Consider the following 20,008-nt stretch of genomic DNA (forward strand, 5'->3'; position numbering starts at 1 on the left):
GAAGGATAGGAAATGGGGTGGTAGATTGTGTAAAAAAAACCCTATGTCTAAATAGACGTAGTTTGAGTTAAAAATGAAAGCGGAGGTGCAGTGATGACTCAACTAATAATATCTAGATTACAGTTTGCAGTTACAACATCTTATCATTTCTTATTCGTACCCCTGACCTTAGGGCTTGGAGTTTTAGTTGCTCTGATGGAGACCTGGTACGTAAGAACAGGCAATGAAACCTATAAAAAAATGACTAAGTTTTGGGGCAAATTATTCCTGATCAATTTTGCCATGGGTGTTGTCACGGGCTTGGTTCAGGAGTTTCAATTCGGTATGAACTGGTCTGAGTATTCCCGCTTTGTCGGAGATATTTTCGGGGCACCTTTAGCCGTTGAAGCCTTGTTAGCTTTTTTCTTGGAATCAACCTTTTTGGGTGTATGGGTTTTTGGCTGGGATAGATTGCCCAAAAAGGTACATTTGCTTAGTATCTGGTTAGTAGCTATATCTTCGAATTTATCAGCACTTTGGATCTTAATTGCCAACTCTTTTATGCAGGAGCCCGTAGGCTATGCTTTGCGTCATGGCCGGGCAGAAATGACAAGTTTCCTAGCTTTAGTGACCAACCCACATGTATTCTATCAATTTCCTCATACCGTTTTAAGCGGTTTTGTTACTGCTGCCTTTTTCGTAATGGGAATTAGTGCTTATCATCTAATCAAAAAGAACCATCTGGACGTATTTCGCCGTTCTTTTCATATGGCCGTAGTTTTTGGAATAATTAGTACTTTCGGAGTTGCCGGTATTGGGCATTTACAAGGCATGTATCTTGTTAAGGTTCAGCCTATGAAGATGGCTGCCGCGGAAGCACATTGGGAGACTGAAAATCCCGCCGGCTTGTTGGTTTTTGCCTCTATTGATGAACAAGGGCATAAAAATACGTCTCAACTTGAAATTCCCGGCATGTTGAGTTTCCTTTCTTATGATAGGTTTACCGGGGAGGTTAAAGGAATTAATGAACTTCAGGCTGCCGATGTGCAGCAATATGGACCGGGAAACTATATTCCGCCCGTAACATCTCTGTTCTGGAGCTTTAGAATTATGCTTGCGGCCGGGATGTGGCTGGTTGTAATGTCTCTTTTAGGATTGTATTTCTATAAATCAAAACGCTTAGAGCAAAAGACTTGGTTCTTAAAGCTTTTACTTTTTACAATTCCCATTCCGTATATTGCCAATACCTCGGGTTGGTATATGGCAGAAGTCGGTCGTCAGCCCTGGATTGTTTATGGTCTGCAAAAAGTGGACGCGGCTGTTTCGACTTCCGTACCTGCGGCGTCAATGCTCATAGCCCTAATCGGTTTTGCACTGATCTATTCGATTTTAGCTATTGCCGATGTTTATCTCCTCGTTAAATTTATCAAACAAGGTCCTGAAGAGGCAAGCCCGGAGGCACTGAATCATGAAATGAAGGGGGCGTCGTTATGGACTTAAATAGTTTATGGTTTATCTTAATCGCTGTTTTGTTTGTCGGCTTCTTTTTCCTCGAAGGATTTGATTTTGGCGTAGGCATACTCTTGCCTATCCTAGGAAAGAATGATGTGGATCGCCGTCAAATTATTAATACCATCGGTCCCCATTGGGATGGCAATGAAGTCTGGATGATTACGGCAGGGGGAGCTATATTTGCAGCGTTTCCCAATTGGTATGCTACCTTATTCAGCGGTTTTTTTCTCGCTTTGTTTTTAGTCTTAGTGGCCTTGATCATAAGGGGAGTGGCTTTTGAGTTTCGCAGCAGTCATTCAAGCGCCGGCTGGCGTACTTCTTGGGATTGGGCAATCTTCACGGGGAGTATCTTATCGGCAATTCTCTGGGGAGTTGCTGTAGCAAATCTCATTAAGGGAGTACCCATTGATGCGAAGATGCAATACGTCGGAACGTTCTTTGATCTGCTTTCTCCCTATACAATTATCGGCGGTTTAACGACACTTTTTGTTTTTGTCTTTCATGGTGCTTTGTTTCTTAGTCTTAAAACTACAGGGAAAATGGCTGAAAAAGCTGCGAAAACAGCCCGAAGTGTTGGCTTATTAGCTATTGTCATCGTCCTAATCATGGCGGGCTGCACGTACTTCCAAACAGGACTATTTTCCAGCCTGGGCGCCGGAATCACCTTATTATCCTCAGGTATTACTCTAGTACTTGCCAATGTCTTATTGCGTTCGCAAAAGGTGAAAGCTGCTTTTGTCCTGAATGGCTTGACAATCCTCTTATTTACTGTGGCAATGTTCTGGGGACTTTTCCCTCACGTTATGATTTCAAGTTTAAATCCGAATTGGAGTTTGACAATCTATAATGCCTCATCCAGTCCTTATACTTTGAAAATCATGACCATCGTAGCGTTTACCATGGTTCCTATCGTCTTACTTTATCAAGGCTGGACTTATTGGGTTTTCCGTAAACGGGTTACTGAAAAAGACCTGCATTATTAAAAATAAGCCTGAGGGCCTGTTCTCCAAGGATTCCATTTTTTACTTCGACTGTGAATGCCTTGGAAAACTAAGCCCTCATTTTTTCGTCTAGTCATGCTAAGGTTTAGGAGATGAATGGCATGTTTGATAAGCGATTAATAAATGAAGGGAGGCAAGTGAAGGGGTACCTTATACTTACCGTTGGTCTGAGTGTCGGAATTTCACTCCTGGCCGTTGCCCAAGCTTGGTATTTTTCTCAGATTGTCGCTAAAGTATTTCTTGCTAAGGCGCCCTTTAAAGCTGTTGACCATGCTCTGGGTTTAATTTTGGCCATTGTCGTCGTTAAGGCTCTCTTTCAATGGTCAAGCGAAGTATGTGCCCATGAAGCAGCCTTGCGTGTTAAAAGCGATTTGCGGCAGCGATTGCTGCAAAAGATATTTGCTTTAGGTCCTTTTTATGTTCGGGGAGAAAAGAGCGGCGAAGTCATCTCAACTATTGTTGGCGGAACAGATGCTCTTGAAGATTATTTTGCCAAATATTTGCCTCAGCTTCTGATAGCGGTCGGTATCCCGCTGATCATCTTAGCCTTTGTTTTTCCCTTGGATTGGAAATCTGGGAGCATTCTTCTTTTAACAGGACCTCTGATTCCCATCTTTATGGTGATGATTGGCAAATTAGCTGAGAAAAAGTCGTTACAGCAGTGGCAGCGTTTGAGTTGGATGAGCGGACATTTTCTGGATATCTTGCGCGGAATCACTACTTTAAAACTATTTGGACGGGCTAAAGATCAGATTAGAGTTATTGCCAGGGTCAGTGAATCCTTTCGAGAGTCGACACTGAGTGTGCTGCGAATTGCCTTTTTATCGGCTCTGGTTCTTGAATTTTTGGCGACAATGAGTACTGCACTTGTTGCAGTCGCTATTGGCTTAAGACTTGTTTACGGTACACTTTCTTTCTCTTCCGGGTTGTTTCTTTTATTGCTGGCCCCTGAATTTTATACTCCTTTAAGAACACTTGGCTTAAATTTTCATGCTGGACTATCCGGAGTAAATGCTGCTGACAGAATTTTTGAGATTTTAAACGTTCCTCAGCCAAATCTTAGCATCGAGCCTAATTCCGATACCCGCCATTCAAGGATTTTGGCAGACGATTATCAAATTAAGTTTGACCATGTTACCTTAACCTACGAGCAGGAGGATACTCCGGCATTACAAGATATCACTGTATCTTTGAATTGCCGGGAAACTATTGCCCTTGTCGGCCCCAGCGGGGCAGGGAAGACCTCTTTGGTTCAACTTGTAATGGGCTTTATTCAGCCTTCAGAAGGTCAAATTTCTATCAACGGAGAGCTGCTTCAGACCATCTCACCCAATATATGGCGAGAACAGATTGGCTATGTTTCTCAAAATCCCTATCTCTTTGCCGGCAGCATTTTAGAAAATATTACTCTCGGAAAACCCGAAGCGACTATGAACGAGATCATCAAGGCGGCGGAGAGCGCCAATGCTCACAATTTTATAATGACATTTCCCCGCGGGTACCACACAATCCTGGGTGAGGGTGGGTATCGTTTAAGTGGAGGTCAAGCTCAAAGAATTGCCATGGCGAGGATTTTTTTAAAAAATCCTCCGCTGCTTATCTTCGATGAACCGACGTCTTCTTTAGACCTCGTGAGTGAAAAGGCTGTTCAGGAAGCTCTCTGGAATTTAGCTCAAGGGAAGACCAGCATTATCATCGCTCATCGGCTTAATACCATTCGGCAGGCAAATCGAATTCTTGTCTTGGATCAAGGCCGCATCGTTGAAGAGGGAAACCATGATGGTTTAATGATAAAACGAGGGCTGTATTATCAGCTTGTTCAGAAAGCAAGAGGGCTCTCATTATGAAAAGACTAATCTGGTTAATTCGTTTGCTGATTCCTTATTGGCCAAGAATACTGTTAGCCCTGGTCTTAAGCGTGTTTACTGTTACCAGTCATATTGGTTTAATGGCTGCGTCCGCTTATCTTTTGGCTCGAGCTGCTCTGCATCCTCCCATTCTGGATTTGATGGTAACCATCGTAGGAGTGCGCTTTTTCGGGCTATCGCGCGCTGTCTTCCGTTATCTGGAGCGTTATTTGTCCCATGATGTGACGTTTCGTGTTTTAAGCCGAATTCGGGTAACGTTTTATGAACAAATAGAGCCCCTTGCTCCGGCTCGTTTAAGCAACTACCGCAGTGCTGATCTTTTAAGCCGAATTGTTGGGGACGTGGAGACACAGCAGAATTTTTATCTTCGAGTTTTTGCTCCGCCTCTGGTAGCTTTCCTGGTTTTGCTGGGATATGGAGTTTTTTTAGCGAGGTTCGATATTCGTTTTTCCTATATTCTTGCTGCCGGTTTCTTAATGGCAGGTCTATTACTGCCTTGGTTAATTAAGATACTGGGGAGGGGTATCTCAACTCGGATTATCTCCCTTAAAGCAGAATTAAATACCCAAGTTGCTGACGGCCTGTTGGGAATGACCGAACTGTTATCTTATAATCAGGTCAGTAAACACTTGCACAAAATTGAACGGACAAGTAACAAGATAATCGAGCATGAGCGTAAACTCGTGAAGCTTTCAGCACTTTCCTCATCACTGATGGGATTGATTGCCAATCTTGGCATGCTGTCTGTCCTTGTCTGGGGAATTCTGCTTGTGGAAGCAGGGAGGTTAAAGGGAGTTGATTTAGGAATGTTGGCTCTTGGAACGTTAAGCAGCTTCGAAGCAATTTTCCCCCTAGCCATGCTCCCTAACTATTGTGAAGAAAACCTTGCGGCGGCTGATCGTTTGTTAGAGCTAATAGAGAACAAACACGAGCTAAATGACAAGGGCGATCTTCTTCCCCCAGGAAATAATTTGGATTTACGTTTCCAAGATGTGAGTTTTCGTTATAACCAAGATGAACCTTGGGTTCTGAAAGATCTGTCTTTGGCCATTTCAGAGGGAAGCAAAACGGCAATCGTTGGACCGAGCGGAGTGGGCAAAACCAGTATCATTAACCTTGTCTTAAGATTTTGGGAACCTGAGAAGGGCAAAATATTCTTGGCTGAACATTCGTTGCCGGAATATGATTTAGAACGACTGAGGGACTTATTCGCAGTCGTTTCTCAACAGACCTATCTTTTTAATGCAACGATTAAGGAAAATCTTCTTCTGGCCAAACCATCGGCCACAGATCAGGAACTGATTGAGGTTGCTCAACAGGCCCAGCTCCACGAGTTCATCCTGTCCTTACCCCAAGGCTATGATAGTTATGTCGGTGAAGGAGGTTTAAAACTTTCCGGCGGGCAGAGGCAGCGTTTAGCTATTGCCCGTGTCTTACTAAAGAATGCACCGCTCATAATTCTAGACGAAGCATTTGCAAGCCTTGATTCGCTTACTGAAAGCGAGGTGCAAAGGGAAGTCTTTCATCTTCTGGAGGAGCGAACAATAATATTGATAACTCACAACATCTTAGGTCTAGAGAGCATGGACGAGATTATGCTGCTCGGCAACGGAAGAGTAATTGAACAGGGGACGCATACAGAGCTCCTTCAATTCGAGGGGGAATATAATGAGTTATGGAATCGAGCAAGATTTGTTAGTTAGCCCATAATAAATGCTAATGCCCTGAAGGATGGGCTTTACTCCCACCGAAGCAAGGTATGGGAACTACTCCCACTTGAAGTGGGAGTTTCATGAGTTAGTTAATTTGCTGAAAAATTATCTCCTGGAGATTAAAAGAGCTGCCAATTCTTAACAAAAGAAACTGACAGCAGGGAACCCGATTAGTCCTCAATATTACTTTCATTCTGTTCTAAGAGTAGGTTTGTTTCATTTACTGGCAACGATTGAACAGTTTTAAGTTTTCGTACAATAGTGCGTGATTTTTTCGTTGCCGAATCAATAGTATTACTTGCTTCTTGAAGCTTTTTCTGGGTTTTCTCAAGGATCTCCACAAATTTTCCAAATTCCGTTTTGACTGCACCCAAGAGGTTCCAAACCTCACTCGATCGTTTTTCAATGGCTAAGGTTCTGAAGCCCATCTGTAGACTGTTAAGAAGTGCAGCGAGGGTCGTTGGACCGGTGATGATCACCTTATATTCGCGCTGCAGGAATTCACATAAACCTGGGCGCCGCAAAACTTCGGCATATAAGCCTTCAATAGGCAGAAACATGATGCCGAAATCCGTTGTGTGGGGCGGATCGATATATTTATCATGAATACTTTTACCTTCTGACTTAAGGCGATTCTCCAGAGATTTAGCCAACTCTTCAACCCGCGGGACATTTACCTGTTCTTGTGCTTCCAGCAATCGTTCATAGTCCTCCAAGGGAAATTTGGCATCAATGGGTAACCAAAGGATACTATCCTGATCATCCCGTGACGGTAATTTAAGGGCAAATTCAACGCGGTCATTACTTCCGAGCTTTGTCGGGACATTGGTTGCATATTGTTCGGGAGTAAGGATTTGTTCAAGTAAATTCCCCAGTTGAATCTCACCCATAATGCCTCTCGTTTTTACATTGGTTAAGACTTTCTTTAAATCTCCAACACCGGAGGCTAACGTCTGCATTTCCCCAAGCCCTTTATAGACGGCTTCAAGCCGCTCACTGACTAATTTAAAGGATTCTCCCAGTCGCTGTTCAAGGGTAGCGCTGAGTTTCTCATCGACGGTGGCGCGCATCTGGTCTAATTTATGAGCGTTATCCTGTTGAATCTGTGTAAGCCGTTCTTCGACAGTATGACGCAGGCGTTCCAATTTTAAATCAGTGGTTTTTGTTAGCGAGCCTAACTGATCTGAAAAAATATCCAACTGATTACGCTGGAGGGAAGCAATCTCCGCCATACGCGTCAAAACTGAATCGTTGAAGGAATGAAGCGTTTGGCTTAGTTCTTCCCGCACCTGACGTGCGTTGAGCATTGATTCTTCGCGATTTTTAGAGATTTCACCATGAACTAAGCGCTCGCTGCGTTCAAGGCCCTTCTCCAATACCTCGAATTTCCCCTGGAAATGGTTCATTGAATTTTGAGAAGAGCGAAAGAGTAAGAGAATAAGTAAGAGTAACGAAATACTTGCCAGAACTATTAAAGTCATAAGTAAAGGATCTCCCATTAAAATGCCTCCTAAGTTTAAATCTATAATTACAATAACACACTTAAAAGACATTTCGCTGTTTATCTCGTATATTTGTGATTTCAACACCTTCGCATTCCAGGTTTCGTCCATTCACTTATGCGGGAGTTCCGCAAAACCTCTGAGAAATACCTCAAGTCTACCGCCGGTCATGGACGATCAAGTGTCTCTGTAGCTTTCAAACAAATCGAAAATCATGGTTTGACCGAGCTCAAAGAGTTGACTTTCGATTTCGAGCGTGTTAAGTTTTAAAAAAGCATATAGAGCGGGGGAGCTGGAAAGGCCGGCTGAGATTTAGACCCTGGAAAGTCTAGGACCCTATAAACCTGATCTGGATAATGCCAGCGTAGGTAAGCAGTTACTCTTACGGTTTAAATAATTAAGAGCTTAACTCCTATTCTGGAGATAGGCTCTTTTTATATGAAAGAGTGAACTCGTTCAGCTAAAGCTGAACATCGGGGCTTCGGTGGGGGACTCTACCCCCACCGAAGCGGAGAACGGGGGCCACTCCCACTTGTAGAAGTGGGAGTCTCACGATTAGATGAAAAATCATGGGGGGAGAACAATGAAAAAAGCGCTTACAATTGCCGGCTCAGACAGTAGTGGTGGAGCAGGAATTCAAGCCGATCTCAAAACCTTTTCCGCACATGGCATTTTTGGCATGAGCGTTATTACCGCCGTCACGGCTCAAAACACACAAGGAGTTTTTGCCGTTCAAGATATTTCCAGAGAGATGATAGCAGCTCAAATTAAGGCGATTTTTGAAGATATTGAGGTCGATGGTCTCAAAATCGGCATGGTTTCTCAAATTTCCTCTATTGAGGTCATTGCCGAATCTCTAAAAAACTATTCTCCGCAGAACGTTGTGCTGGATCCAGTCATGGTATCAAAAAGCGGTTACCATTTGTTAAATCCAGAAGCCGAGGAGACGCTTATTCGTAAGCTTTTACCCTTAGCGACCGTCGTAACACCTAATATTCCGGAAGCAGAAGTGATGACGAAAATGTCAATTCGTAATCTTCCCCAGATGGAAGCGGCTGCTAAAATAATTCGCCAAATGGGAGCTAAGAATGTTCTTCTTAAAGGCGGACACCTGGAGGATGATTCAATAGATATTCTCTATAATGGTCAAGGCTTTGAGTATTATGCTTCAAAACGAATTGTGACAAAGAATACCCATGGAACTGGCTGTACTCTTTCTTCAGCTATAACTTCTAACCTTGCCCTGGGCTATTCTCTTGACGAAGCTGTTTCTCGTGCTAAAGAATACATTTCCGCAGCGATTGAACACTCTTTAGAGATTGGCAAAGGTGTTGGACCGACTCATCACTTTTATGAGTTGTATAAGAAAGCGGGAATGATGAACTGAAGGTTAAGCATTAGTTCAAGATTTAGACGACAAATCAGAAAAGTGATTTGTTTTATGTTTTTTGGAATCTTAAGCTCTGGGTAAGAGACTCCGGATTAAACTTGTACAGTTTTAGAGGGTGCGTTATACTAGAATTCAATATTTAAAATTTCTATAATACAGAACTAAGACGTAGAGGAGGAGTTTGAATGCTGCAAGGAAAAATAGCTTTAATTACTGGCGGTGGTACGGGAATCGGGAGAGCAATCGCCCTGATTCTTGCTAAAGCTGGTGTCCAGATTGCCGTTAATTATTCCCGTTCGGAAGATGACGCCTTAACGACAAAGGCCGAGGTCGAAAGTTTGGGAGTTCGTTGTCTAACTTACCGGGCCGATATCGCAAAGGATGAAGACGTCAGATTAATGATCAGGAAGGTTGTTAACGACTTTGGGAAATTAGACATTCTTGTGAATAATGCCGGTATGACTCACTTTGTAGATCATGCTGATTTAGAAGGTTTAAAAGAAGAATATTGGGACGACATTATGGGAGTAAATGTTAAAGGAACGTTCTTCTGCTCCCGTGCTGCCGCCCCGGAACTTAAGAAAACTCGGGGATGTATCGTCAACATGGCATCCATTGCCGGCCTGACGGGATTAGGCAGCTCTATTGCTTATTCAGCCTCCAAGGCTGCCGTTGTCAGCATTAATAAATCTTTAGCTCGCGTTCTAGCGCCTGAGGTTAGGGTCAATGCTGTAGCTCCGGGAATTGTGCAGACGCGTTGGGTAGCAGGTAAGGATGAACATATCGCCCATCTTGCAGCCGGTACTCCCCTCGGACGGGTGGCTACCCCGGATGATATCGCCGAAGTTGTTTACGCACTTATTGCCCATGCCGGCTTTGTAACTGGGCAAACGATTGTTGTGGACGGCGGAAATTTCATCTAAATCATACAACTCTGGTATAATAAGGCACTTGACAAGAATTAAAATATGATTATAATTAAATTATAGTCAATGAATAAAAAAGATTCAGTTTAGTTCTTGTTAGGGCATGCTAGGTAAAGTTTCGATTCTTCGGAGGTTTTCAGCATTGCGGTTTTAATGGGTGCTGAATTCGTTGAATTGATAACTACCTAGTAAGAAGGTAGTTTTTTCTTTTAAGAAAGCTTTCCCGCAAAGTTCCTCCCCGTAACTCTGTTGTCGTTAGTCCCATAAAATTTCTTTGGTAATCAGTAAGTCATTGATTCTGCTGGGAAATTAGGTCGAGATTTCAGAGGATTGTTTCCGAAACACATTTTATCAGAAGTAGTGGAGGATTTGTCGAGATTAGTTTGCTAACCTAACTTGATTTGGTTCATATTTCTTTTAGTGAGTATGTTGAAAATTAATCCAGAGCCGTTTATCCATTAATTCTGGGGGGACTTTGCGGGATATATCAGTTAAAAGAAAGGCCACTAATTTGGTGGCCTTTTCTACGTTTGCACCACGCAGTGGCGTAAATGCAGAGGGTTAAAACCCCTCCAGGGCCTTTACCTAAAACTTACCACGAAGCAAACCAATACAAATCCCTGTGAATATTGTATAATAAGGCGGAAGGACATATGTCCTTAAGTCTTTTTCATGTATATCCTCTTTGTCCCTCCGGGACAGCATAATCGGAGGGAACCTTTTTCTTCTTTCCTAGTACGGTTAGGAACGTACTGCCTATAGTTTCTTAGAGGATAAATGAAGAAAATTTTTGGATTAGATTTTAGAAATAAGCCCGCCTTTTGGTGGGCTTATTTCATTAAAGTGGACAGATTATCATCGAATAGGATAAAATAGGATTGATCAAAATTGTTTAATTTAGGAAGGTGACGTTTATGAGTATACATATTGGCGCTAAAGAAGGCGAGATTGCAAGGACCGTTCTTTTACCCGGCGATCCTTTGAGAGCAAAGTTCATAGCAGAGACCTTTCTTCAGGATGTTGTTTGTTATAATGAAGTAAGAGGCATGTTCGGATTTACAGGTACTTATCAAGGAAAACGAGTTTCTGTTCAAGGAACAGGAATGGGAATGCCTTCAATCTCAATTTATGTCAATGAACTAATTACAGAGTTTAAAGTTCAGAATTTAATTCGCATCGGTACTTGTGGTGCTATGCAGGAGGATATTCATCTTAAGGATGTCATTCTGGCAATGAGTACCTCAACTGATTCCAACATGAACAAACTTAGATTCAACAATATGGATTATGCTCCAACCGCTAATTTTTCCTTACTCATGAAAGCCTATAATAATGCTCAGAAATTGGGGGTCCCTGTTCGTGTCGGCAATATATTAAGCACGGATACCTTTTATGGGGATGAACCTGATGATTGGAAGCACTGGGCTAAGTTTGGAGTTTTGGCAGTGGAAATGGAAGCGGCTGCCCTCTATACTTTAGCTGCCAAATTTAACGTCAGGGCACTTGGGATAATGACTGTCAGCGATAGCTTTATAACGCATGAAATTACAACCTCCGAAGAGCGACAAAAAACATTCCGCAATATGATTGAAATAGCCTTAGAAACAGCATTAGAATTAGAAGATTAATCATTTGATTTTACTGGGTAGAACCTCAATGTTAAGCCTCAGCGTCTCAAAATAGGGGGGTGGCAAATTACATGTCACTGGATAATCCTTTGGAAGTTTACAAATTGCTCCCTAGATCGAATTGCAGACAATGCGGCCTGGCGACCTGTCTTGCTTTTGCTGCAGCAGTAATCAAGGGAGAAAAACGTCTTACTGGATGTCCTCATTTAGAGAGGACGTTTATAGAGGAATTAGAAGGAAAAATCGTCCGCCAATCGACCCCGGAAGAGCAATTGAAGCAAGTTCTCGTACCTTTGAAAAAAGAAATCGGTAAGATAAACTTTCCTGCATCAGTAGAACGGTTAGGGGCTGCTCTATCCGGAGATAAGCTGATCATTAAATGTTTGGGAAAGGATTTTGGCGTTGATTCTGAGGGGACTGTTATCTCGGATTGCCATATTAATGTCTGGGTAATAGTGCCTTTGCTCAACTATGTTATTTATAGTGCCGGGAAAGCCCCTAGCGGAAAATGGGTTCCTTTCAGAGAACTTAGTAAAGAGACTGTTTGGATTGCATTCTTCGAGCAACGGTTTGAAAAGCCGTTAAAACAACTAACCGATGACCACCCAGACTTGATTGAAGATATGATTCATATTTTCAGCGGCAAACCTGTTCAGACAAGTTTTGAAGCAGATATTTCTCTTGCCTTGTATCCCTTGCCTAAAGTTCCTTTACTCCTTTGTTACACTAAACCAACAGAGGACATTGAATCAAAATTAAATGTATTTTTCGATGAGACTGCAGAAGCTAATCTCCAGCTTGATTCAATTTATAGGTTGTGTGTTGGTCTTTTGGTGATGTTTCAAAAGATTGCCTTACGACATTAAAATCTTAATGAGAGCTAAGATTTAAAGCTCCGGCAATGAGATAAACGATTACGATATGGGAGGGAAGACCTATGATTTTATCGACAACCCCGTCTATTGAAGGACATCGTATTACCTCGTATTTAGGTATTGTAACCGGAGAAGCTATTATGGGTGCCAACATTATGCGTGATATATTTGCCAGTATTACGGATATTATTGGCGGACGCTCAGGTGCTTATGAGGAGAAACTGCAGGATGCGCGAAGTGTTGCTTTAAAAGAGTTAGAAGATCGGGCAGCACGAATAGGGGCTAATGCGGTCGTCGGAATCGATTTGGATTACGAAGTGATTGGTCAAAATGGCAGTATGCTGATGGTTAGTGCTTCTGGTACTGCCGTACATGTTGAATAGTTCACTACATTGTCTCTAAAAGGAGGATATATGGCAAAATTTTATAAAGCTCTTTGGTATTTGGCGATTTTGGTCTTTGTCATTACAATGGCTGCTTTCACCATGGGAATTCTATTAATGGGTGTTCTTCTGGTCGGAACAATAGGGGTTTTACGTTTTTATTGGAAAAGAAAACATTACCGAAGTTTTAACAAGAATAACACTCACACTCATTTTGCCTCTGGCGAAATCATTGATATTACACCGAAGTCTTCATCGGATAATGTTCTATTAAAGTTAAAGCGATAGTCATAGTCATAGCAAACAGCCCCCTCACAATGAGGAGGCTGTTTTTTAATCATCTCAGTAACCATTAACGTGCCCTTCTAAAAGGCATTCGCGGAGCTGATTGAAATCTGCTCCCAAGGTCCTCATAGGAGTTAATCCCTTTTTTAGCTAAGAAGCGTTGCATACCGTAGGGCATCGCTCGATTAGACTGATTTAAGAACTCAGTATTACCTCCTGCATCTGTGCCTCCGAGTTCTCCGCCTTGATTTAACGCTCGATTTCTTCCAAGAAACATTTTGGCACCTCCTTTAATAACCAGTATATGCCAATTCCGGCGTATTTGTTTTCGATCAAAACCGACAATATTCTCTATGAAAATATTGAACAATGTCATATAATTGTTGTATTATTATTTAATATAACATTTACATTATATTGAGAAAAGACCGCCGACCATACAAACGAGAGGGGACATTAAAGAACAGATGCAGCAAAAAGCACGAAATTGGTCAAGCGAGTTTTCTCGGTGAAAGTTCTTCTCCTTACAGCAGGTGCTGTAGCATTAATAGCTATATTAAGTGGTGCTGTTGCAATGTTGATATTTTAAAAGTAACTTAAAGCCCAAGTTCCCAATATAACTTGGGCTTTAGGTTGTGTTGTATACGAAGCCAATATAGCGTGTCAGAACGCAAAATCTCGCATGACTCGGACATACAATTTGCGTTTACAGTAACAAATTCATTTACAATTGGAGGAACACGAACGTGCCTAATGACCAGGAACAGGAACCTAATCGAGACATTAAGACTCATTCAAACACAAAAGCTCTCAAAATTGGTTTAGGGGCAATAGTCGGTGCAGCGCTTATCGCTGCCGAAGCAAAGGCCAAAACAGAGGAGAATCTTCCTGATTTGAACTTTCCTATTCCTTTAACACAGGATTTCCCTTCTGATAAAATTGTTCTTCGAATGCAGCGTGAACTTCAGCAGGCCTTGTTAAAACCAGAGCAACAACGAAAGTGGGCTATGGTTATAGATTTACGTAAGTGTATCGGCTGTCACTCATGTACTGTTGCCTGTCAAGCGGAGAATGTTCTTCCTCCGGGGGTTATTTATCGTCCCGTAACCGAGCAGGAAGGCGGTGTATATCCTCAGGTCAGGCTGCATTTTCTCCCTCAGCCATGTATGCATTGCACAATACCACCTTGTACTAAAGTTTGCCCTGTAGCTGCGACTTATAAACGAGACGATGGCGTGGTAGTGGTTGATTACACCAAATGTATTGGTTGTCAGAGATGTATTTCTGTTTGCCCGTATGGAGCGCGTAGTTTTGATAAAGGGAGTTATTATACTAACTCCACTCCTCAGCATGAGCCCTATGAGTCAGAACCTTCGTTTGAGTATGGCGGAGATTGGTTTCGCCAACCTGGCTCAATAAAACCACCGATCAACAAAGTACGCAAGTGTCATTTTTGTCTTGAACGGATTGAAGCTGGAATGTTACCCGCTTGTGTAAATACATGCCTAGGCCGTGCAACGTATTTTGGTGATTTAAACAATGATACAAGTTTAATCAATGGATTAATTAAATCGAATTCCGTGATGAAGTTAAAAGAGGAATTAAAAACAGGTCCCAATGTCTACTACTTGGTCTGAATTTAATAGACGATATGCTAACTTTTTTACTGCAAGCGATAATAAACAATTTTTCCAGTATTCAGGCCCAACACTTAGTGGGGGTGGGTCCTTCGGTAACTTCAGGTGGGGTAGAGTCCTCCTTCGCCGCTAAGTCTTCCTATTGGGAAAGGCGGCTCGGCAATAATGTCCACTGGACATTATTGTATCTGAAGCCCCCCGATGTTCAGCTTTAGCTGAACGAGTTCACTCCCGAAAGTCCATATATTATAATTAATGGAAGGAAATAATCATCATGAATACCAATCAAAAATCAGGCTTGACACGGCGCGACTTTATTAAGTCAACAGCCTTATTAGGCGGATGCAGTGTATTAGCGTCGCAAATGGGTATATTGGGGACGCCGTCCAGTGCTGAGGCAGCAACGACTGAAGAAGGAAATCTCTATCCCTTGGCACAACCAGAGAACATTATCTATACCACCTGTTTACAATGTACTACTGCCTGCCTGGTAAAAGTAAAGCTTCTTAATGGCGTTGCTATGAAGATTGACGGCAATCCCTATAGCTCAACAAACTTACTGCCTAATCTGTCCTATACGCTTTCTCCTTTAGTTTCCTCACAAGTGGATGGAAAGAGTTGTTGCAAAGGACAAGCCGGAGTCCAAACTGCCTATGATCCATATCGACTGCGCAAAGTACTCAAACGGGTAGGACCGCGGGGCTCAGGGAAATGGAAATCGGTTCCCTTCGATCAAGCTGTACAAGAAATTGTTCATGGTGGACAGTTATTTGAAGAAATTGGTGAGGAACGGAATATTCAGGGGATAAAGGATATTGCCATTTTGAGAGACGCCAAGCTTATGTCCAGTATGGCAAAGGATGTTGAGTCCATCCGCAGCAAAAAAATGACTGTTCAGGAATTTAAGTCGAAATATCAAGACAACCTTAAGTATCTCATTGATCCTGAGCATCCGGATTTAGGTCCCAAAAACAACCAATTTCTTTTCCAAGTTGGACGTATTCATAATGGCAGGATTGAGTTTACACGACGATTTGTGAAAAATGCACTTGGCAGTATTAACTGGATTGAGAAAACTTCCATCTGCGGCCAAACCAGCAATAAGGCCTGGGTTGCCTCAACGAATCTTTTCAAAGAAGGTAAATGGACGGGAGGAACAAAAACTGTTCGTCCGGATTGGGCAAATACGGAGTTCGTTCTTGTCGTCGGAACTCGGGTATTTGAAGCGAACTATGGACCCGTTCAGGAAGCGGAGCCCATAACGGATGGAATAATCAATGGACGGCTAAAGTTAGCAGTCGTCGATCCTCAACTTAGTAAGGTGGCGAGTAAAGCCTGGAAATGGCTGCCTTCTAAGCCAGGAACCGATGGAGCCTTGGGCTTGGGACTTATCCGGTGGATTTTAGAGAATAATCGCTTTGATAAAAAATATCTGCAGAATGCCAATCTGGCAGCGGCAAATGCTGACATGGAGAGTACCTGGAGCGATTCTTCATATTTGGTCAAAATCGTCAACGGACGACCGGAGAAATTTTTACGAGCCAATGAGGTTAAATTGGGCACGGAAAATCAATTTGTTGTTTTTTTCCAAGGGAATTTTATTGCAGTGGATCCCAATAGCACTCAAAAAGAAATTGAAGGTGAACTATTCGTTACAACTCAACTTGAGGGAATAATGCTAAAATCTTCTCTTCAGCTCCTTAAAGAGGAAGCTTTCTCACGAACTTTACAGGAGTATGCGGACATCACCGGCTTAGCTATCCAAGACATCATCGATGTTGCCAAGGAATTTACATCTCATGGCAAAAAAGCAGCTGTCGAGTTCTATCGTGGTGCAGTGAAACATACAAATGGTTGGTATAATGCTCAGGCTCTAATCGCTTTAAATTTCTTAATTGGTAACCCTAATTGGGAAGGTGGATTAGCAAAGCCAGCAGGTGGGTGGGATTATCTGGGCAGCTCTGGTCACAATAAACCGTATAACGTGAATAAACTTCATCCAGGAAAACTAAGCGCCTTTGGGGTTCCGATAACTCGTGAAGGATGGCAATATGAAGAGTCCACTTTATTTAAAGGGTACCCGGCTTTACGTCCTTGGTACCCGTTTAGTGGTAATGTTGCCCAGGAGACGTGGCCTTCGATTTCAGATGCTTATCCGTATTCCATGAAAATAGTGCTTCTCCATTCCCATAATCCCATGTACTCTCTTCCGGGAGGAAGCCATCAGCTTAAAACATTACTAGATACCAGCAAGGTACCGCTTTTGATTGCGTCCGATATCATTATTGGAGAGACTAGTATGTATGCGGATTATATATTCCCGGACATTTCTTATCTAGAGCAATGGGGCACAGGGCAAATGCCACAGCATTATCGGGTTAAAACATCATCCGTTCGTCAGCCAGTGATCGCTCCTCTGACGGAGACAGTAGTTGTAAACGGTGAAAAACTGCCGATTTGTCTGGAAACTCTAATGTTAGCTATTGCAGCAGAAATGGGACTTTCAGGATTTGGTCAAGATGGGTTCGATAAGGGAATAGACCTTAAAAGGCCTGAAGATTGGTATTTAAAATTAGTAGCTAATATTGCCTACGGAGATAAAGCGGGTGAGGTTGTTCCCGATGCCGATCAAAAGGAACTCCTCCTCTTCCAGAAAAGCCGTCGCAATCTCACGGATTCACTGTTTAACGAGGAAAAGTGGAAGAGCGCTCTGAAGCCTGAGGAATGGCGAAAAGTTGTTTGTGTTTTAAACCGAGGCGGGCGTTTTGAAAGTTATGATCATGCCTATAGTTCCAACCAAGAAAAATATCCTTTCACCGGTATTATGCGCTTTTATCTCGAAGAAATTGGAACATCCAGGCATGCCATGAGTGGTCAGTATTTTTGGGGGCATGCTGTTTACGATGAAATTACAGACTCGATGGGGCAGCCCGTACCCGTTGATGGTGATTATAAATTAATCACGTATAAAGAAGTTTTCGGCACTCAATCTCGAACGATTGCTGACTACTGGCTGGAAACGGATATTGCCAATCAGAACTTCGTTCTTCTCAACAGCCAAGATGCTAAGCAATTAGGGTTAAAAAATGGAGATAAGGTGCGCCTCTCATCAAAGAGCAATCCTCAGGGAATTCAGGATTTAGGAAATGATCGTTCGAGGTATGTCGAAGGAATAGTTAAAATCCGAGAAGGGATTCGCCCAGGAGTTGTGGCGGTTTCTACTCATTATGGCCACTGGGCTTATGGAGCAAATGACATGGAAATTGACGGAGTTGTCATTCACGGTGATTCTCGGAGAGTTAAAGGTACCCATGTTAACCCGATTTTTCGTTTAGACGACCATTTGCGCGGAACAACACTCAGTGAACCGATTGGCGGTAGTGCTTCATTTTATGACACTTGGGTTAAAGTGCTAAAGGTTTGATACAATCTTCATCAACTTACTAGGCCCTCCTTGAGCCAGTTATTGATTTAGGAAACAGTAATCGCCAGATTGTTCCATGTTTATGGATGGTCTGGTGATTTATTTAAAATGGAAGGAAGGGACTCAAAAACTAAATGTTTCTGAGGTCATGTTAATACTTAATCGATTGAAGCGGAGGGGGGCGGAAGAGTGAGATGGATGACGTTTTCAGACAATTAAAAAATAAGGCCTTGAGATACAATCATACGTAACTCAAGGCCTATTTATTATCTATTGTATTGTACTACTTTCTTGCCAAAAATGTTTATTACGCTTTAATGGCGGGATCAACCTCGATCTTAATTTTGCGTGAAAGTATAAAGTTGAGGAATGCGATAACGGCTGCACCCATAAATACTGCTTGATATCCAAAAGCCAACCATAAAAGCCCGCCAAAAACGGGAATCGTCATTGAAGCGACGTGCTGCAGGCTCACGCCTGTCGATAGCGTTGGGGTCACATCATCAAGATCAACGGCAATCTTCCGTAAATAAGTTGACCGCGCCATTTCGACCGCAGCCATGGAATTGTCGATGACATAGCAACCGGCGATAATAACTGCAGCGATGCCGGCGGGAAAAATGTCGGCAGAGAACGCATACCCAAGACAGATGGCGAACAATAAAGCGGCCTCCATAGTCAGAACGAATCGCTCGCCCCGGGCGTCTATCAATCTACCGATCATTTTACGAGTCCCGATACTTACCAAGGCGACAATCATTCCTAGAATGGCAAACATCTGGGGCTGCACACCGAACACTTTAATCAGCACCCATGGCGCAAACGTCAGAAAAATCTGCGCCCGCGCACCGCTAACGCCGGCCAGTACATAGTAGAGCGTATAGCGTCTGCGAAAAATAAATCTGACTTTCCTGGCTTTCGGTTCACCTTTATTCATCAGCCCCACCGCTAAAGCTGCGAACATATAGGAAACAGCACCTACGATAAAAGCAAGCTGATAGGTCATGTGCAGGAAGTGAAAGCTCAGGAAGACAAAAACATAGGCAGCAATACTGCCGAACAGGCCGAAAGCGCTAACTGTTCCAAGCCTGGCGCCGAAAGAATTCTGCTTGGACAGGGACATGCCGATGGATGGCGTGACAGGCATGACCATATGTGTCCCGAGGCTGTACATCATCATCCAGATAATCATAACCGCGAAGGTCGGCGACAACAGGCCGAGCCCAAGCATCCCCAATCCTGCCGCTATCATACCGAGCATTGCAATTCGTACATCACCGCAAAAACTTAAAACCGCCAAAATTAGCATGATAAAGAAACCCGGCGCTTCCCGCGGTACTTCAAGGAAACCTCTGACATTCTCGGACAGCCTGAATATGTCGTTTAAATAGTTGTTGAATATCGATGTATTAATGCCTGTACCGATCCCGGCGAACAACCCTGCCAGTAAAAATAGGTTAAAGTTCCGATCACCGTCAATATGTTCTCTTTCCATTAAGCCGAACCCTTTCAAAACCGTCTGATGTAATTTCTCGCTTTTGAAATAAACCGCAAGTGCATTATAGCACGAGAGAATGTTGCTTTCAATGAGCTGCCGATGCCGCGTAAGGAGAATATATTATGAACTCATACGTACTCAGCTTTCAGGAAATAGATATAACAAAACTTGCCCTGGTTGGGGGCAAAGGTCCCCACTGCGGCAGAACAAGGAGGAAATAACAGAATGACCAAAAAAGCGTATAATTATCTATTGACCATCAGCGGCGTGATTTGCGTTTATGTCATGATCAAAGCATTCTTGTCGGCTTCGGTCTGGCGCTTTTCACGGCCCACATTACCGCGAAGCTGAAGGCCACAAAGGTCAACGGGTGGACCACCATGTTCAG

The 20,008-nt window shown here is 42.9% G+C and carries 15 protein-coding genes and 1 riboswitch; of the genes, 12 read left to right on the forward strand and 3 right to left on the reverse strand.

The genetic code is table 11. The features are described 5' to 3' along the window. The first annotated feature begins 93 nt into the window (after positions 1-93). The 4 genes from DEAC_RS13605 (at position 94) to cydC (ending at position 6,063) form a co-directional block, all read left to right on the forward strand. On the forward strand, positions 94-1,479 hold the full coding sequence (locus DEAC_RS13605; RefSeq protein ID WP_047810618.1) for a cytochrome ubiquinol oxidase subunit I: 1,386 nt from the start codon (positions 94-96) through the stop codon (positions 1,477-1,479). Next, positions 1,470-2,474: a cytochrome d ubiquinol oxidase subunit II gene (gene cydB / locus DEAC_RS13610; RefSeq protein ID WP_047810619.1), complete on the forward strand. Its 1,005-nt coding sequence runs from the start codon at positions 1,470-1,472 to the stop codon at positions 2,472-2,474. The genes DEAC_RS13605 and cydB overlap by 10 nt, the downstream gene beginning before the upstream one ends. A gap of 119 nt (positions 2,475-2,593) precedes the next feature. After that, complete coding sequence (gene cydD, locus DEAC_RS13615; RefSeq protein ID WP_047810620.1) at positions 2,594-4,339, forward strand: thiol reductant ABC exporter subunit CydD; 1,746 nt, start codon at positions 2,594-2,596, stop codon at positions 4,337-4,339. Then, positions 4,336-6,063: a thiol reductant ABC exporter subunit CydC gene (gene cydC / locus DEAC_RS13620; RefSeq protein WP_047810621.1), complete on the forward strand. Its 1,728-nt coding sequence runs from the start codon at positions 4,336-4,338 to the stop codon at positions 6,061-6,063. The genes cydD and cydC overlap by 4 nt, the downstream gene beginning before the upstream one ends. 179 nt (positions 6,064-6,242) lie before the next feature. On the opposite strand, the gene DEAC_RS13625 is transcribed toward cydC, so the two are convergent. After that, the gene (locus DEAC_RS13625) at positions 6,243-7,571 is read right to left on the reverse strand and encodes a DNA recombination protein RmuC (RefSeq protein WP_152671404.1); all 1,329 of its coding nucleotides are present in this window, start codon (positions 7,569-7,571) and stop codon (positions 6,243-6,245) included. 278 nt (positions 7,572-7,849) lie between these two features. Beyond that, positions 7,850-7,963, forward strand: a riboswitch (TPP riboswitch). Between the two features lie 194 nt (positions 7,964-8,157). Here DEAC_RS13625 and thiD point away from each other — a divergent pair. The 6 genes from thiD (at position 8,158) to DEAC_RS13655 (ending at position 13,064) form a co-directional block, all read left to right on the forward strand. Further along, on the forward strand, positions 8,158-8,961 hold the full coding sequence (gene thiD / locus DEAC_RS13630; protein ID WP_047810622.1) for a bifunctional hydroxymethylpyrimidine kinase/phosphomethylpyrimidine kinase: 804 nt from the start codon (positions 8,158-8,160) through the stop codon (positions 8,959-8,961). 188 nt (positions 8,962-9,149) lie between these two features. Then, on the forward strand, positions 9,150-9,887 hold the full coding sequence (locus tag DEAC_RS13635) for an SDR family NAD(P)-dependent oxidoreductase (RefSeq protein ID WP_047810623.1): 738 nt from the start codon (positions 9,150-9,152) through the stop codon (positions 9,885-9,887). Between the two features lie 917 nt (positions 9,888-10,804). Beyond that, entirely contained in the window at positions 10,805-11,518 is a 714-nt protein-coding gene (deoD, locus tag DEAC_RS13640) for a purine-nucleoside phosphorylase (RefSeq protein ID WP_047810624.1), read from the forward strand. A gap of 71 nt (positions 11,519-11,589) precedes the next feature. Continuing rightward, positions 11,590-12,384, forward strand: coding sequence for a DUF3786 domain-containing protein (locus DEAC_RS13645; protein ID WP_047810625.1), 795 nt, complete (start codon positions 11,590-11,592; stop codon positions 12,382-12,384). Between the two features lie 71 nt (positions 12,385-12,455). Next, positions 12,456-12,776 carry a heavy metal-binding domain-containing protein gene (locus tag DEAC_RS13650; RefSeq protein ID WP_047810626.1) on the forward strand — a complete coding sequence of 107 codons (321 nt, stop codon included), beginning with the start codon at positions 12,456-12,458 and terminating at the stop codon, positions 12,774-12,776. Positions 12,777-12,806: 30 nt separating this feature from the next. Continuing rightward, positions 12,807-13,064: a hypothetical protein gene (locus DEAC_RS13655; protein WP_047810627.1), complete on the forward strand. Its 258-nt coding sequence runs from the start codon at positions 12,807-12,809 to the stop codon at positions 13,062-13,064. Positions 13,065-13,128: 64 nt separating this feature from the next. Here DEAC_RS13655 and DEAC_RS13660 read toward each other — a convergent pair whose 3' ends face one another. After that, complete coding sequence (locus DEAC_RS13660; RefSeq protein ID WP_047810628.1) at positions 13,129-13,338, reverse strand: hypothetical protein; 210 nt, start codon at positions 13,336-13,338, stop codon at positions 13,129-13,131. A 469-nt stretch (positions 13,339-13,807) separates the two neighbouring features. Between DEAC_RS13660 and DEAC_RS13665 the strand changes: the two genes are divergently transcribed. After that, the gene (locus DEAC_RS13665) at positions 13,808-14,698 is read left to right on the forward strand and encodes a 4Fe-4S dicluster domain-containing protein (RefSeq protein WP_200903135.1); all 891 of its coding nucleotides are present in this window, start codon (positions 13,808-13,810) and stop codon (positions 14,696-14,698) included. Between the two features lie 274 nt (positions 14,699-14,972). Further along, the gene (locus DEAC_RS13670) at positions 14,973-18,122 is read left to right on the forward strand and encodes a molybdopterin-dependent oxidoreductase (RefSeq protein ID WP_047810629.1); all 3,150 of its coding nucleotides are present in this window, start codon (positions 14,973-14,975) and stop codon (positions 18,120-18,122) included. 307 nt (positions 18,123-18,429) lie between these two features. Here DEAC_RS13670 and DEAC_RS13675 read toward each other — a convergent pair whose 3' ends face one another. Then, the gene (locus DEAC_RS13675) at positions 18,430-19,617 is read right to left on the reverse strand and encodes an MFS transporter (RefSeq protein ID WP_047810630.1); all 1,188 of its coding nucleotides are present in this window, start codon (positions 19,615-19,617) and stop codon (positions 18,430-18,432) included. Positions 19,618-20,008 lie beyond the last annotated feature (391 nt).

Origin of the sequence: Desulfosporosinus acididurans (assembly GCF_001029285.1) — a bacterium.
Classification (GTDB): Bacteria; Bacillota; Desulfitobacteriia; order Desulfitobacteriales; family Desulfitobacteriaceae; genus Desulfosporosinus; species Desulfosporosinus acididurans.

What these genes read in the sequence shown, in the direction of transcription:
- DEAC_RS13635 (WP_047810623.1), top strand. Translation starts at nt 9,150, where the DNA reads ATGCTGCAAGGAAAAATAGCTTTAATTACTGGCGGTGGTACGGGAATC.
- thiD (WP_047810622.1), top strand. Translation starts at nt 8,158, where the DNA reads ATGAAAAAAGCGCTTACAATTGCCGGCTCAGACAGTAGTGGTGGAGCA.
- cydD (WP_047810620.1), top strand. Translation starts at nt 2,594, where the DNA reads ATGTTTGATAAGCGATTAATAAATGAAGGGAGGCAAGTGAAGGGGTAC.
- DEAC_RS13675 (WP_047810630.1), bottom strand. Translation starts at nt 19,617, where the DNA reads ATGGAAAGAGAACATATTGACGGTGATCGGAACTTTAACCTATTTTTA.
- DEAC_RS13670 (WP_047810629.1), top strand. Translation starts at nt 14,973, where the DNA reads ATGAATACCAATCAAAAATCAGGCTTGACACGGCGCGACTTTATTAAG.
- cydB (WP_047810619.1), top strand. Translation starts at nt 1,470, where the DNA reads ATGGACTTAAATAGTTTATGGTTTATCTTAATCGCTGTTTTGTTTGTC.
- DEAC_RS13645 (WP_047810625.1), top strand. Translation starts at nt 11,590, where the DNA reads ATGTCACTGGATAATCCTTTGGAAGTTTACAAATTGCTCCCTAGATCG.
- DEAC_RS13625 (WP_152671404.1), bottom strand. Translation starts at nt 7,571, where the DNA reads ATGGGAGATCCTTTACTTATGACTTTAATAGTTCTGGCAAGTATTTCG.
- DEAC_RS13660 (WP_047810628.1), bottom strand. Translation starts at nt 13,338, where the DNA reads ATGTTTCTTGGAAGAAATCGAGCGTTAAATCAAGGCGGAGAACTCGGA.
- deoD (WP_047810624.1), top strand. Translation starts at nt 10,805, where the DNA reads ATGAGTATACATATTGGCGCTAAAGAAGGCGAGATTGCAAGGACCGTT.
- DEAC_RS13605 (WP_047810618.1), top strand. Translation starts at nt 94, where the DNA reads ATGACTCAACTAATAATATCTAGATTACAGTTTGCAGTTACAACATCT.
- DEAC_RS13650 (WP_047810626.1), top strand. Translation starts at nt 12,456, where the DNA reads ATGATTTTATCGACAACCCCGTCTATTGAAGGACATCGTATTACCTCG.
- cydC (WP_047810621.1), top strand. Translation starts at nt 4,336, where the DNA reads ATGAAAAGACTAATCTGGTTAATTCGTTTGCTGATTCCTTATTGGCCA.
- DEAC_RS13655 (WP_047810627.1), top strand. Translation starts at nt 12,807, where the DNA reads ATGGCAAAATTTTATAAAGCTCTTTGGTATTTGGCGATTTTGGTCTTT.